Consider the following 15487-nt stretch of genomic DNA (forward strand, 5'->3'; position numbering starts at 1 on the left):
TCATCGGTGACATTTCTCTAACCGAGAAAAACTTCCTTGGCCGCGGTCAGTTCGTGAAGATTGCCGTTGGTGGCGGCACCGATACACAGTCCTACGAGTTCCGTTTTGTTGAACCGTTCTTCATGGGACGCCGGGTCGCGCTTGATCTTGATCTCTATCGCAAGGTGGATGATGCAAACGACTACCGTTCGTTTGATCAGGACAAGACCGGTGGCGGTTTCGGCTTCACTCTACCGCTTCGCGAAGAAGAGCTGACCCTCCGGTTGTTCTACAACATCTTCCAGGAGAAGAACTCCGATCCGAACGGCAACTCGACCAACATCAACAATTGTAACACCTCCGAATTGTCGCTCGCCGTATGTGACTCTTTGGGAACATATCTGACGTCTCTTGTCGGCTATGAACTGCGTTACAACACGCTGGACCGAAATCTCGATCCTTCTGATGGTATCTATGCATCGTTCGGTCAGCAGTTTGCCGGTGTCGGTGGCGACAGCTACTACATCAAGACCGAAGCTCAGGCTCGTGCCTACAAGGAAATCCTGGCCGACTACGGTCTGGTCGGTAGCCTTTCGGTTCGTGGTGGCAACATCATGGCGATCGGTGACGAGCGTCTGCGCGTGTCCGAACAGTTCATGCTCGGTGGCAACCTTGTTCGCGGTTTCGAAAACCAGGGTATTGGTCCGCGTGATGCGACGACTGAAGACGCCATTGGTGGCCGGTTCTTCTTCGCTGCAACTGCGGAAACACGCTTCCCGTTCCCGATCCTTCCGAAGGAATTCGGCCTGAGTGGTGCAGTCTTTGCTGACGCAGGCTCCCTGTGGGATGCAGATAGTGACCTTGTAAACCTGGTTGAAAACAACGGCGGCCAGATCGACTCAAATGACTTCTCCGTACGGGCATCGGTTGGTGCCGGTATCCGGTGGAATTCACCTTTCGGTCCGCTGCGTGCTGATTTTGCCTATCCGATCGTCAAAGAAGATTCGGATAAGACACAGGTCTTCCGCTTGAGTGGCGGTACCCGCTTCTAAACTGCGGTCATATGGGTTAGAAATCGGCCGCCGACATGTTCGGCGGCCGTTTTTGTTGGCTTGCAACAAGGATAAAATCATGTCCGAGCCAAATTTTTTTGGAACACCAGCTCCCGTTCCGCTTCGAGATATCGCTTCCTGGGCGGAGGCTGAAATCGTTCGCGGTGACGAGAACCTGACTATTCAAGGCGTGGCTCCGCTGGAAGATGCCGGGCAGGGGACGTTGGTCTTCTTCGACAACACTGCCTATCTCGGTAAACTTGAAGAGACCACAGCTGCGGCCTGTCTGGTCAACAAGCGGCACAAGGACAAGGTTCCAGAGGGTGTGGCGGTTCTCGTCTGTGCAGATGCGTACAGATCCTGGGCGAAAATCCTTGCAGAACTGTACCCGGAGGCAATGGTGCCGGCCGAACCGGCTGCAGCAGTTGTTTCTGATCAAGCAATTGTGGATGCAACAGCCCAGCTGGAAGAAAACGTCACGGTTGAACCCGGTGCCGTGATCGGTGCCGGTGCGGAAGTTGGATCTGGAACCGTGATCAGGTCGAATGCGGTCATTGGCCGTGGTGTGAAGATCGGGCGTGACTGTGTCGTCGGACCGAATGCCACCGTTCAGCACTCAGTCCTTGGAAACCGCGTTTACCTGCATCCTGGCGTTTGCTGCGGACAGGACGGGTTCGGGTACGCGATGGGCCCACAAGGCCATCTTAAGGTTCCACAGGTCGGTCGTGTGATTATACAGGACGATGTTGAGGTTGGTGCCAACACCACCATTGACCGGGGTGCAAACCGCGACACGATTATCGGAGAAGGCACGAAGATCGATAACCAGGTCCAGATCGGCCACAATGTCGTGGTTGGACGTCACTGTGTACTGGTTTCCCAAGTCGGAATTTCCGGCAGCAGCACACTGGAAGATTTTGTGGCGATTGGGGGCCAGACCGGTGTTCGGGGGCATGTGACGATCGGTATGGGTGCACAGGTCGCTGCAGTCAGCGTCGTTAATGACGATTTGCCGGCAGGTGGTCGCTATGGAGGCACACCTGCCAAGCCGGTGAAACAGTGGTTCCGGGAGGTTGCTGCCTTGAGAAAACTTGCAGAGCGCGGCGGCGGGTCTTAAACGGTTAATCAAACAAAGAACTTTGCGGTGGCATTCCGCCAAGGGGCATTTCATGGAAGAAGCAGAAAACAAAACACTTGCCAGTGCAGATATCATGAAAATCATGAAACTTCTGCCGCATCGCTATCCGTTCCTGCTGATTGACAAAATCATTGAAATGGATGGTGACAACAGTTGTATCGGCATCAAGAATGTTACGATCAACGAACCTCATTTTACCGGTCATTTTCCCGAACGCCCCGTATTTCCGGGTGTTCTTCTGATTGAAGCGATGGCCCAGACCGCTGGCGCGCTGTGTGTGCATGCCAGAGGGGATGATGCACCGCCGCAGTTGGTCTATTTCATGACGATCGACAAGGCAAAATTCCGTCGCCCTGTCGAGCCGGGTGATCAGGTTCATTTTCATGTAAAAAAGATCAAGCAACGCTCCAATATCTGGAAGTTTGATGCCGTTGCCATGGTAGACAATGCAAAAGTCGCAGAAGCAGAAGTCAGCGCAATGCTGGTAGATGCGTGAGGATACATGACTGATATTCATCCAACGGCCATAGTCGAAGACGGGGCCGTGATTGACGACGGTGTTCGCATTGGGCCCTATTCCATTGTCGGTCCCAATGTGAAACTTGCCGCCGGTGTGGTGCTTGAAGCTCATGTAGCAGTTGCCGGGTATACGAGTGTCGGTCCGGGCACGCATATTTTCCCGTTCGCAAGTGTTGGCCATAAACCGCAGGATCTGAAATTTGCGGGTGAAGTCACACATCTTGAGATTGGTGCGAACAATCAAATTCGGGAACATGTCACAATGAGTCCGGGTACTGAAGGTGGAGGCGGCCTGACAAAGGTTGGTGACAATTGCCTGTTCATGATGGGCGCGCACGTTGGTCACGACTGCATTGTCGGAAACCACGCCATTTTGGCTAACAATGCCACGCTGGCCGGACACGTCGAACTGGATGATTTCGTAATTCTCGGCGGTCTCAGCGCTGTCCGCCAGTGGTCTCGAATTGGCACCGGCGCAATTGTTGGCGGGATGACCGGTGTTGAATTCGATCTTATTCCCTATGGGTCGGCAATTGGTGACAGAGCACGCCTGGCCGGATTGAATCTTGTCGGTTTGAAGCGCAAGGGCTTGCCGCGCGAGCAGATCCACGCACTCAGAGCTGCATATCGGGCCTTGTTTGAAAGCAATGAAGGCACGCTCCGCAGTCGTGCGGAAGACCTGGCTGCTGACACTTCCGATCAGCCTTTGGTCAAGACGGTCACCGATTTCATTTTGGAAAAGGAAGACCGGCGCTTCTGCACGCCTCGCAGCGAAGACTAAAGCCATGTCCGGTGTTCAGGGTCAGGAAAGGCGTATCGCATTGATCGCCGGCAACGGCAGTCTGCCTCGTCAGATTGCCGATGCCCTTACGGAGTGTGGACGCGACTTTCGGATTGTGGCCATACGTGGTGAAGCGGACGACCTGACCAGAGACAAGGCAAATGCCGAACTCGGCTGGGGGGAGATCGGACGGCTTTACAGCTTCTTGAAAAAAAATGGCTGTCAGGACGTTCTCCTTATCGGAGGCGTATCCAAGAGACCTGATTTCACGTCGATTCTTGGAGATTTTGGAACGCTGAAACGATTGCCAACCATCATTCGAGCCCTTGCGGGCGGCGATGACAGTTTGTTGACAAAGGTAATCCGACTTTTTGAAGACGAGGGGTATCGTGTCGTGGGGATCAAGGATGTGGCACCACAGCTTCTGGCTTCCAGTGGCGTCCTGGGGCGCGTTCAGCCAACAGCTGACGACTGGCGCGACCTGGAATTGGCTCTCAAGGCGACAGAAAAGCTTGGAGAACTCGACATTGGCCAGGCTGCTATCGCCGTTGGGGGGCGTGTGGTTGCCCTGGAAGGTGCTGAAGGTACAGATGCGATGATTCAGCGCTGTGCGGATCTGAAAGGGAACGGCAGAATACGGACCAAGGGACGCGCCGGTGTGCTGGTCAAAACCGCCAAACCTGATCAGGACTTGCGGGTCGATCTGCCGACCGTTGGGCCGCGCACGATTGATCTGGCCGTGTCGGCCGGTCTCTCAGGTATCGCTGTTGAAGCGCACGGAGCCCTAATCGCCGAAAAAGAACAAACACTCCATAGAGCTGATGAGGCCGGTCTATTCGTGGTTGGCGTTGAACGGTCAACTGGATCGGGAGAGCCGGTGGCATGACCGGCAATATGCCGACCATTTGTCTTGTCGCCGGAGAGGAATCCGGGGATCAGCTTGGTTCTGAGCTGATGAAAGCCCTGAACGCGAGCCTGGGGCAGGGCGTCCGTTATTGCGGTGTGGGCGGTGAACGCATGACCGCATTAGGCTTGACCAGCTTCTTCAACATGTCAGATGTGTCCGTTATGGGATTGAGCGCAGTCCTTGCCCGCCTGCCTTTGATCGTGAAACGGGTCTACCAAACCGTCGATGCTACGATTGCGGCCAAGCCGGATGTGCTGGTCATAATCGACAGTCCGGATTTCACGCACAATGTTGCCAAAAGGGTCCGAAAGCGAGCACCTCACATTCCCATCGTTGGATATGTGTCTCCATCGGTCTGGGCCTGGCGTCCGGGTCGGGCAAAGAAAATGAGTGTCTATGTAGACGAACTTCTCGCGCTTTTGCCATTCGAACCTGGTGTTCACAAGAGGTTAGGAGGTCCACCGACACATTATGTCGGTCATCCGCTCAGCGAGAATATCAAGGAACTACGCCCGTGCGAGGGGGAGCGGCTGCCGGTGAGCTCCGACAAAAAGGTGCTCCTGATCCTTCCTGGAAGTCGAAGCAGCGAAATTGACCGGCTTTTGGGTGACTTCGGCAAAACAGTTGACTTGATCAAGCGGGAGGTACCTGAAATTGAGATCGTGCTTCCAGCAGTGGCGCATCTTGAAGACAAGGTCAGGGAAGGCGTGTCGGAGTGGCAGTTTCAGCCGACGATCGTAACCGGGCTTGATGCAAAGAAAGCTGCATTTCGTAGAGCCCATGCGGCGCTTGCCGCATCCGGAACGGTCTCGCTCGAGCTTGCTCTGGCCGGTGTTCCGATGGTGGTTGCCTACAAGGTTGACTGGTTTTTCCGACGCATCAAGGAGCTCAACCGCATATTCAAGTTTTCCAGTGTCGACTCATTTGTGCTGCCGAACATCATCCTTGGCAGCAAAGCGATTCCTGAATTTCTAGATGAGGAAGTTCAACCGGAATTGCTCGCTGAACATTTGAAGGGCTTGCTGACCGAAAGTCCTGAAAGACAAGAGCAGCTCGATGAACTTGGCCGGCTGGAAGACGAAATGCGCTTGCCTGACGGATACAGCCAGAGCATGGCTGCGGCAGAGGTCGTGTTGCAGGCGATGGCGAATTCAAAAAACGGTTGAACCATTTTTTGTTGCCAATTCAGGCAGCAATCAGCCGATTTGAATTGTTCGAATTATAGAAGCATCCGGATGCAAGGTTCTCCCGGACCATGGACTCTGTGTCCGGGAGACAATTCGTTCTGGGGTTCGCAAGTTTACGCGTTTGCGACGTTGTCGAGAAAATCTCCGACTTCCTGGCTGAGCATTTCGGTTTTTTGAGACAGTTCGCCCGAAGCACCCAAGACCAGATTTGCTGACTGACTTGTCTGGGCAACGGCCTGTGACAGGTCGGACATGTTGTTTTTCACAGATCCGGTTCCCTCAGCTGCCCGCTGAACATTTACCGAAATCTCATTGGTTGCCGCACCTTGTTGCTCAACTGCGGCTGCAATCGTGGACGTGTATTCGTTGACCTCATCCATGGTCTCGGTGATTTCCTGGATTGCCGAGACCGCATCCTTCGTTGCATCCTGGATCTCTGTGATTTGAGAGGAAATTTCTTCCGTTGCCTTCGAGGTCTGGGTTGCCAGCTCCTTGACTTCCGCTGCCACAACCGCAAACCCTTTGCCGGCTTCACCGGCTCGCGCCGCTTCAATCGTGGCATTTAGTGCCAGCAGATTTGTCTGCTCGGCAATCGCCTGGATCAAGCTGACGACCTCACCGATCTTGGTTGCGGCGGTCGAGAGTCCCTGGACCTTTTCGTTGGTGACTTGTGTTCCTTCAGTTGCCCGTGCAACGACCTGGGTGGTCTGATTGACCTGGCGGGAGATCTCGGCGATCGAGGCGGCAAGTTCCTCGGCGGCACTGGCGACTGTCTGAACATTCTGTGTGGCTTCGTCTGTGACAGAATATGTGCTGTCTGCCAGGTTTGAATTCTGACCCGCAATATCACTCAAGTCCTGTGCAGTGCCATCAAGCGTATGTGCAGTTTCACCAACAGACCCTAGAACCGCTGAGGCCTTTTCACGGAAACCGCTGATCATTTCTTCGATACGTGCCTGGCGCTCCGACCGAAGTAGCTGTTCCTGCTCGGTTTCTGATTGGAGTCGAACACGTTCGACAGCATTGTCCCTGAAGACCTGGATGGTGCGGCTCATGTCACCAATTTCATCACCTCGATCAACACCGTCGATATCGACATCCGTGTTGCCGTCGGCGAGCTGCGACATGGTTTCGGTGGTGCGGCGCAAAGGACGCGTCACAGCGAAATTAAGTGCAATCGCCATGCCGATCCCGGCAAGCACTGCTGTGAGGAGTGCCAGGCTGATCACGCTTAATGCACTCGAGCTTGAGGCTTGAGCAGCGGCACTTTGGTCTGCCGATATTGTGGAAATTTGTGCCTGGACCGTTTGCGACAGGTCCTTCATGGTTGTGATCTGTCCAGCGAGCTGAAACTGATTTGCAGCCAATTCATCAAATGTGGACTCGAAACTATCCAGAGACGCCACAACCTCCGGCACCTTGTCCAGAATAGCCGGAAAGTCCTTGGCGCCAGTCTCCAGACGGTTTGCAAGTGTGCCGAGGCCTGCCAGACCTTCAAGAACTGCCGCCTGATTTTGTTCGGTAGGGGCGATCATGAAATAGAATGCCGAAGCCTTTACAGCCATTGCGTCTGCTTCAAGCTGCATCACCGTGCCGGAGACGCTGTCGGCAGCGTAAAATCTCTGTTTGATTTCGTCTGCCTGCTTGTAGACCCGATCAATGGCAACGGTTGCATCTGTGCTGATCTGTTTCGAGCTTGCGACCAATTGCTCAAAACCGGCTTTCACCGCATCCGTCAGATCAAAGATCTCGATATAGTCTTTTGTGTTCGACAGTTTTTCGAGTGTTTGAGAGATTTCTTCTGTTGTCGAAGCAAGCTTTCGAACGTTTGCCGGATCAATGCCTTCGAAGGTGTTTGCCGTCATTTTTTGGGCAGTCGGGACAAGCGCTTCGATCCGTTGCCGGATGTCGGCAAGCTGTTTGGCGTTGTTGGCTGCTGCATTGAAGAGGTTCTGCAGCGTCAGTGCTTCTTCTTGAAAACCTGCTGCTGATTGACCGACCTTGTTGGCCAGAACAAGCGTTTTACGTGCGTTGGTATCATCGGCACTGATGCCATCACGTGCCAGGAAGGCTTTTCCCAGGATATCGGAGGCAACCATCTCGAGATTTTGAACCGCACCTTCAAGTTGCGTGCGTTTTTCCGACTGGTCCTGTGTCAGGCTCACGACATTTTCAAACGCTGCGTGAAACTTGGTGACAGCAGATGCAGCTTCTGCCACGGGAACCTGTGCCTGAGGTTCGCTTTTCAGCTGGTTTTCAAGGATTTTGAGTTCGTTGCTCAATCCATTGATATCGACCAGTGCGGCTTCTGCCGCCTGAAGATCGTGAGACGACAGGAAGTCTTCGCGTTTGCTGGCGAGGTTCTGCAATTGCGCAATTGTGGAGGTGGACTGTTTTGCAACTTCCATTCTTTCGGACAGCGTCATGACGCTGTATGCGCCGACACCACCGACGATACCGGTCAGCGCCACAACAGCGGCAAAACTGCCGCCTACCTTTACCCCAAACTTCATATCCGAAGCGAATTTCAGGAAATTCATGTCTACCCCTTAAAGCCCCAGCGTAACGAACGCGACTTATTTGAGACTAAGTTAGGCTCCGAATCCTTATTATTTGTAAAAACCTCCATCCGAGGTGTGAGTTCTGTATATCTTAAATTTAATATTTGATGTTTTCTTGGATAGTCTTCTTTTTCTAAAATTTTAGTAGGAGAAATTGGTCGTTTTTTCAATTGATGTAAGATTCTATTATTTGGTGTGTGAGTATAAGTTAGGGTAACACTGGTGGAATTCCTTGTGCAGGAACGTGTGTTTTAAAGTGCGTCTCAAACTGGAAAATGATTTCTCTCAGCTGGAAGGGTTCCCTTGGGGGAGACAAAAAAATGCCACCGGCAGGCCTGCCAGGAGATTCGGATCTTATCGACGTTGGTCGATCGGCGTGTAGTCGCGCTTTGTGGCTCCTGTGTAGAGCTGACGCGGACGACCGATTCGCTGAGACGGATCTTCAACCATTTCCTTCCACTGTGCGATCCAGCCAACTGTACGGGCCAGCGCAAACAACACAGTGAACATTGTTGTCGGGAAGCCGAGAGCCCGCAGCGTGATACCAGAATAGAAGTCGATGTTCGGATACAGCTTCTTTTCGACGAAATATTCGTCGTTCAGAGCGATCTTTTCCAGCTCCATAGCGACATCCAGCAGCGGGTCGTCCTTAATGCCCAGTTCGCCGAGGACCTCGTGTGTGGTCTTCTGCATGATGCGGGCACGCGGGTCATAGTTTTTATAGACCCGGTGACCGAAGCCCATCAGGCGGAAAGGATCGTTCTTGTCCTTCGCACGTGCAACAAATTCAGGTATCCGGTCGACGGAACCGATCTCGGACAACATGTTCAATGCAGCTTCATTTGCACCGCCGTGGGCAGGGCCCCAAAGGCATGCAATCCCGGCTGCAATACAGGCAAATGGATTTGCACCGGAAGAGCCTGCAAGACGAACCGTTGACGTGGATGCGTTCTGCTCGTGATCCGCGTGCAGAATAAAGATGCGGTCCATTGCGCGCGCCAGAACAGGGTTCACCTTGTATTCTTCACAGGGTACGGCAAAGCACATATGAAGAAAGTTTGCAGCGTAACCCAGGTCATTGCGCGGATAAACGAAGGGCTGGCCGACGTGGTATTTATAGGCCATTGCCGCGATTGTCGGCATCTTTGCAATCATGCGCAGGGAGGCAACCATGCGCTGATGCGGATCGGTGATGTCGGTTGAATCGTGATAGAAAGCAGACATTGCTCCTACGGTTCCAACCATAATGGCCATCGGATGCGCGTCGCGGCGGAAACCCGAATAGAACCGGTTCATCTGCTCGTGGATCATTGTGTGATACGTGACCCGGCTTACAAAGTCATCCTTTTGCGCTTTCGTCGGCAGCTCGCCATAAAGCAGCAGGTAGCAGGACTCGAGAAAGTCGCCGTGATCAGCAAGCTGTTCAATCGGATAGCCGCGATAAAGGAGCGTACCCTGATCACCATCGATATAGGTGATTTTGGATTCGCAGGATGCGGTAGAGGTAAAGCCCGGGTCATACGTGAACATACCTGTGTCCTTGTACAAGGACGATATGTTCACAACTGACGGTCCGACGGACCCGTCAAGTACGTCGAAGTCGTGGTCGGCTCCACCGACGTTGAGCTTGGCGTTGTTGTCGGCCATACAGAAACCCCTTTGCGTTAACCTGATGTACCTTCTGGCAGAGCACCTGCAACCGTGATTTTCCGCGCAGGGTGCCGGACGGCACTTTTGTAATTTTCGGCTATTGCCTAGCCCATTTACTGCACTGCCGCAAGCTGGCCGGTATAACGCTTTGGTCAAAGACGCGTTTGACCAAACATGCTAACCGGCCGATCTCAGATTTATTGACACCGCAGTCCCGCAAGGGAAGTTTTAGACAGTCTGGTCTTTAATGCGGGCGAGAGATTCCTCTCGTTTCAAAGCCACAAGTACATCATAGATACCCGGAGACGTTCCGCGCCCTGTCAGGGCGGCGCGAAGCGGCTGTGCTACTTTTCCGAGTTTGAGTTCCTTTTCCTCTGCATAGGATTTGACCGCTGTTTCAAGCGGCTCTGCGCTCCAGTCCCGTACTTGCGAAAGTACTTCGTGGAGGTCCAGCAAGATGGCCTTTGCTTCCTCGGAAAGAATTTTCTGAGCCTTCTCATCGGTGTCCAGCGGGCGTTGCCGCCAGAGATAAGATGCGCTTTCAGTCAATTCGACCAGCGTTTTGGCGCGTTCTTTCAGGCCAGGCAAAGCCGCCAGGGCGGTCTGTTCATTGCCTGCTTCAGACAGCCATTCCAGCACGGTCGCTCCGGTATCAACATTTTGCAGAAAGACTTTCCAGTGCTCCAGGAGCTCAGAATCGTCAGTCGTGCGCATGTAATGACCGTTGAGATTCTCAAGTTTTTTAAAGTCAAACCGGGCTGCAGACTGGCCGACGGCATCCATGCCGAACCACTTGATCATGTCTTCGAGGGACATGATTTCTTCATCGCCGTGGCTCCAGCCCAGGCGCGCAAGATAGTTGCGCAGCGCTTGCGGCAGATAGCCCAGTGCCCGGTAGGCTTCGGCACCGGTCGCTCCGTGCCGCTTTGAGAGTTTGGCGCCGTCCGGTCCATGAATGAGCGGGATGTGGGCCATGGATGGGACGTCCCAGCCAAGCGCATTGAAAATCAAAGTTTGCCGGGCAGCGTTGGTCAGGTGATCAACCCCGCGAATGATGTGCGTGATTCCCATGTCATGGTCATCAACAACAACAGCCAGCATATAAGTCGGCGTGCCGTCCGAGCGCATCAGCACGAAATCATCAAGATCCTTGTTCGGAATAACCACGCGACCCTGAACCATGTCATCGACAATGGTTTCGCCTTCCTGGGGCGCCTTGAGCCGGATGACGGGATCAATGCCCGCCGGAGCTTCAGACGGATTTCGATCGCGCCAGGTGCCGTCGTAGCGCGGCGGTTTTCCCTCTGCGCGTGCTTTTTCGCGCATCGCATCAACTTCCTCAGGCGAGCAATAACAGCGATAAGCTGTTCCATCTGCAAGCATTTGCTCGACAGCTTCCTTGTGGCGGCCGACGCGCGAAAACTGGGAAATCGGGTCGCCGTCCCAATCCAACCCAAGCCAAGACAAGCCGTCGATCAGTGCATCAACGGCTTCCTGTGTTGAGCGGGCACGGTCGGTGTCTTCGATGCGCAGCAACATTTTGCCGCCGTAGTGCTTGGCAAACAGCCAATTGAAGAGCGCTGTCCGGGCGCCGCCAATATGTAGAAATCCGGTCGGGGAGGGAGCGAAACGCGTGACGATATCTTGTGCCATGGTGCTATTTGAAAGTCTCTGTCAGGATGCAGACGCGGATCGCGCCGTTTTGTGGCGCGGTCTTAACACAGGCTTGAGCCATGCTAAATAGGGACAGGCCAAATAGAACCGGGCGAACGAGAGCTGCGCGCTCTATCAAGTATTAGGGGCAAAACGCGACTGGTGGTTCATGATCCAGATCCACAGCAAAGGGAAAAAGTCCGTGACGTCGCGGAACAGACTTCCGATTCCAGATCGGTAATACCCGCTGCCGGGTCACGACACGCCAATAAAGAAGACAGCAGGCTCAAGCGTTGGAGAGCACTTCAGCAATTGCTTTCAACCGGAAAAAGCCAACTTTCGGACACTCGCGATGTCCGTTTCTGGGATGACCAGGGACTACTTTGGACCGGATTCGCGTTTGCCGCTGGAATTGCTCTTTACTCAGGATTGCCAGATGAGCCCAGTTGGCTTGTTTTAAGCATTCTTTTTGGTCTTGTTTTTGTATTGGCAATGACATCGGCGAGAGGGCGCCCTTATGGAAAATCCCTCGTTCTGGCCGTGGCATGTCTTGGTGGGGTGACGACTGGCGCCGTGCGTACCGCCTATGTGGAGGCGCCGAGACTTGGCGAGCAAATGAATGTCGACCTGACGGGGATGGTTCTTCAGCGATTGGACAGGGCCTCTGGAAGGCGTCTGATACTGGAGGTGATCACAGTTGATGGGCGATCGATAAATGAACTGGTTTTTCCCGGGAAAATTCGATTGCGGGTTCCGGTTGAACCGAATGTCAGTGTTGGTGAATTTGTTAAAGTTCGTGCAAGACTGTTTCCGCCTGCCGGTCCGGTTGTCCCTGGCGGCTATGATTTTTCATTCAGGGCTTTTTTTGACCAAATAGGCGCGAGCGGTTTCAGTTTTGGTCCCGTCACCGTCATCAAGGGAGAACAGCCACCGCTTTCGGTCAGAGCGGCAGCGCAAGTGCAGCGTTTGCGAGAAGCCATAAAAGCCAGGATTGGAACAGTTCTGGGAGAGGGAGGGGAAAGAGCCCTTGCGGTTGCTTTGCTTGTCGGGGACCGCAGCGCAATTGAGGAAAAACACGAAACAGATTTGAGGGCTGCCGGTCTTGCGCATATTCTCGCAATTTCCGGACTTCATATGGCTTTGTTTGCAGGTGGTACTTATGGGCTTGTACTCCTGACCCTTGCGGTTTTTCCGTCGCTTCCAGTTCGCTGGCCAACACATAAATGGGCGGCTGCTGCAGCGCTTGCAGCTGCAGTGTTTTATCTCCTCCTGTCAGGGGCATCCGTCGCTACCCAGCGTTCTTTTTTGATGATCGGTCTTGTTTTTGTCGGTATTCTGACGGGGCGGAGAGGGTTGACCCTGCGCAGTGTTGCTCTTGCGGGGCTGTTCTTGTTGCTTCTTGCACCCGAACGGTTGTTTCAGCCGGGTTTTCAAATGTCATTTGCCGCCGTGATTTGTCTGATTGCGGTCTATGAACTCTGGCGAAGACGTCAAAAAGTCCCTAAGGATCGACGAAAAGAGGACGTGAGTGTTCCTGTCCGCCTTATGCAAGTTGTCGGGCGCTGGAGTGTCGGGCTTTTTGTGACGGCCCTGGTTGCCGGAGTGGCGACCGGGATAATCGGGGCGCACCAATTCGGCCGGATTGCACCCTTCGGGCTGGTGGGAAACCTTTTGGGCATGCCAGTGTTTTCGCTTGTGGTGATGCCCATGGGTGTTCTGTCTCTGGTGCTGATGCCGTTCGGGCTGGCTGCATTGCCCCTGACTGTCATGTCAATAGGACTGTCTTGGATCCTTGAAATCGCGGCGTTCACAGCGGAGCTTGGAGCTGGTGCCGGATCAGTCGGCAAGCTGAGCGCTGTTGGTGCTCTTTTGTTCATGGCCGCTCTTTTTACGATATTGCTTTTGCCTGGTCGCTGGCGGTTTTCCGCCATTTTACCGTTTATCGCCGGCTTAGTGGTGGTCGGGTTGCAGAAGCCTCCCGATATTCAACTAGCCGCGAGTGGTAACCGGGTCGCCGCGCGCGACGTGGATAGCACCCTAAAGTGGTCCGGAAGGCGACGATCTTTCGCAAGCGATGTCTGGCTTGTGGATGAAGGAATTCCCGAAAGCGCGATATTGTCGCACAAGATGCAATCGCGGCAGAAGTCCTGCGATCCAGATGGGTGTGTGGTTCGGGCTTATGCAGCAGGAAACGACGATCCTTACAGTTCAGTCACAGTCGAAGCGCTCTCGATTGCTCTGCCTCGAACGGTAGAGGCCCTGTTACTGGACTGTCAGTATGCCGATATAGTCGTGTCCGATCTAAATATCCGCGAGGCATGTCCGGTAGACCTCGTTATCGACAAAGAGGTAAGGAAGAAGCGCGGTGCAATATCAATCTGGCTTTCCGACGTGGAGCCGAGAGCTACGGCCTCAATTCCAGGTCACACGACTGATGGGTCAGCAATACTCGCGGTGAACCCAAAAGTTTCAAGGATCCGCTATGCAATACCGGAGCCTCCAAGACCATGGCACCGAACCGGCGCGGTTACACGCGCCAGCTTGCGACAGAAACGAAATGTTGACTGACCGCCAAACCCGGGCGCATCTGTACGAAAGCGCGGTGCCCAATCATCAGTATTGTCGGAACAGTGCGACCAACCGACCTTGCACACGTACGCGGCCCGGACCGAAAATACGTGTTTCGTAAGCCGGGTTTGCAGCCTCAAGCGCAATGGAGGCGCCTTTCTTGCGCAACCGTTTCAAGGTTGCTTCCTCGTCATCAACCAAAGCGACAACAATGTCGCCGCTATCGGCGCTTTCTGTTCTCCGGATCAAGACCGTGTCGCCGTCCAGAATACCGGCCTCAATCATTGAATCGCCCCGAACTTCCAGCGCGTAGTGTTCGCCCTTGCCAAGAAGCTCCTGCGGTACCGTGATGGAATGGCTGTGTGTCTGGATCGCTTCGATCGGCACGCCGGCGGCAATGCGTCCCATAACCGGAATTTCCATTCCAGCGACTTCCGGTTCAGCGGTCGGGGCGGGCGTTTCCTGTTTACCCAAAGACCCTTCAATCACTTCCGGCGAAAAACTACCGCGTGGTCGAGGGGAGCCGAGACCTGGAGCAATGGAGTCCGGCAGCCGAACCACTTCCATTGCCCTTGCCCGGTTCGGGAGCCTTCGAATGAAGCCACGCTCTTCCAGAGCCGTGATCAGACGGTGAATCCCCGACTTGGACCGCAGATCAAGAGCATCCTTCATTTCATCAAAAGACGGCGGGACGCCTGTTTCCTTCAGTCTTTCATGAATGAACATGAGCAGTTCGTACTGCTTGCGCGTAAGCATATCAGCTTCCCCTGATTGCGAGAATCGAGTGGTACAAATCAAGAACACATTACCTGTTCCTATTGTGTTCTGCAAGGGTAAATGTTCTCTTACTGTTCCGCCCGATTGCTTTGTCAGAGTTATGAATTGCCCCATCGTTTAGTTTAGCTTTTTTCAGGAGGCGCAGGTTGAAACGTCAGTAACAGCTCGCACGTCACAAGTGTCGGTGCACCTGCCGGTCTGATTTTCCCTTCGTGAAGATGCCCTTGCAGATCGACGCAGCGCACAGGGATCTCCAATGTGTTGTCGCCTTCTTGACCGGCTGCGGGTCTTATCAAGATTTCAGAAATCAGGCCGGTCATCGGCGACGCATCCTGAAATTGAGCGCCTGCCAGGCTGCCGAGTCCAAAGACTTTGTAGGAACCGCCGGTATTGGTACGCGCAAGCCAGTCCACGCCTTGGTAAAGATCAATGCATTGGCGGTTCTTCCTTGAGGCAGGAGTTGATCCTTTTGCACGCGAAACAGCGTGAACTCCGTTTCCGGATCCGGGGCGGCGACGAAACGGGCACCCTTTAATCCGAAACCGGATATTTTTGTGTCTCCGTCGACCGTAAGAGAATGTGGAAGCAGATGTCCGAGGTGATAAGCATCGTGTTCGCGCCAGTAGGCGTGGATATGTGCAAACCAGCTTCCTTCCCTCCAGCCCAGGATGGCAACGGCTTCAACCAGTTGCGCTCCGGTTGAAGACCTTGTGTC

General features: G+C 53.9%; 11 protein-coding genes and 1 pseudogene. 7 read left to right on the forward strand and 5 right to left on the reverse strand.

All coding sequences use genetic code 11. The features are described from left to right. The 6 genes from K5905_RS10355 to lpxB all read left to right on the forward strand — a co-directional run. A partial coding sequence (locus K5905_RS10355; RefSeq protein WP_297583284.1) for a BamA/TamA family outer membrane protein occupies positions 1–1031 on the forward strand: 1031 nt, incomplete at its 5' end. 79 nt (positions 1032–1110) lie between these two features. Continuing rightward, a complete protein-coding gene (gene lpxD, locus K5905_RS10360; protein ID WP_297583286.1) occupies positions 1111–2148 on the forward strand; it encodes a UDP-3-O-(3-hydroxymyristoyl)glucosamine N-acyltransferase in 1038 nt (345 codons plus the stop codon). A gap of 52 nt (positions 2149–2200) precedes the next feature. Further along, positions 2201–2665 carry a 3-hydroxyacyl-ACP dehydratase FabZ gene (gene fabZ / locus K5905_RS10365; RefSeq protein ID WP_297583288.1) on the forward strand — a complete coding sequence of 155 codons (465 nt, stop codon included), beginning with the start codon at positions 2201–2203 and terminating at the stop codon, positions 2663–2665. A 6-nt stretch (positions 2666–2671) separates the two neighbouring features. Then, positions 2672–3469, forward strand: a complete 798-nt coding sequence (gene lpxA, locus K5905_RS10370) for an acyl-ACP--UDP-N-acetylglucosamine O-acyltransferase (protein WP_297583290.1) — start codon at positions 2672–2674, stop codon at positions 3467–3469. A gap of 4 nt (positions 3470–3473) precedes the next feature. Then, on the forward strand, positions 3474–4355 hold the full coding sequence (locus tag K5905_RS10375; protein ID WP_297583292.1) for an LpxI family protein: 882 nt from the start codon (positions 3474–3476) through the stop codon (positions 4353–4355). Next, on the forward strand, positions 4352–5542 hold the full coding sequence (gene lpxB, locus K5905_RS10380; protein ID WP_297583293.1) for a lipid-A-disaccharide synthase: 1191 nt from the start codon (positions 4352–4354) through the stop codon (positions 5540–5542). The genes K5905_RS10375 and lpxB overlap by 4 nt, the downstream gene beginning before the upstream one ends. Before the next feature lie 134 nt (positions 5543–5676). Here lpxB and K5905_RS10385 read toward each other — a convergent pair whose 3' ends face one another. From K5905_RS10385 to gltX, 3 genes are all read right to left on the reverse strand, one after another. Then, positions 5677–8103, reverse strand: coding sequence for a methyl-accepting chemotaxis protein (locus K5905_RS10385; RefSeq protein ID WP_297583295.1), 2427 nt, complete (start codon positions 8101–8103; stop codon positions 5677–5679). A gap of 375 nt (positions 8104–8478) precedes the next feature. After that, a complete protein-coding gene (gene gltA, locus K5905_RS10390) occupies positions 8479–9771 on the reverse strand; it encodes a citrate synthase (RefSeq protein ID WP_297583297.1) in 1293 nt (430 codons plus the stop codon). 231 nt (positions 9772–10002) lie between these two features. Then, positions 10003–11427: a glutamate--tRNA ligase gene (gene gltX / locus K5905_RS10395; protein ID WP_297583299.1), complete on the reverse strand. Its 1425-nt coding sequence runs from the start codon at positions 11425–11427 to the stop codon at positions 10003–10005. 162 nt (positions 11428–11589) lie between these two features. On the opposite strand from gltX, the gene K5905_RS10400 reads away from it, so the two are divergent. After that, a complete protein-coding gene (locus K5905_RS10400) occupies positions 11590–13995 on the forward strand; it encodes a ComEC/Rec2 family competence protein (protein WP_297583302.1) in 2406 nt (801 codons plus the stop codon). Between the two features lie 45 nt (positions 13996–14040). On the opposite strand, the gene lexA is transcribed toward K5905_RS10400, so the two are convergent. Together lexA and K5905_RS10410 are read right to left on the reverse strand one after the other, a co-directional pair. Beyond that, positions 14041–14751, reverse strand: a complete 711-nt coding sequence (gene lexA / locus K5905_RS10405) for a transcriptional repressor LexA (protein WP_297583304.1) — start codon at positions 14749–14751, stop codon at positions 14041–14043. 337 nt (positions 14752–15088) lie between these two features. Further along, a pseudogene (locus K5905_RS10410) lies at positions 15089–15487 on the reverse strand (hypothetical protein); the annotation flags it as partial.

The sequence above is a fragment of the Roseibium sp. genome (genome assembly GCF_025698965.1).
Taxonomy (GTDB): Bacteria; Pseudomonadota; Alphaproteobacteria; order Rhizobiales; family Stappiaceae; genus Roseibium.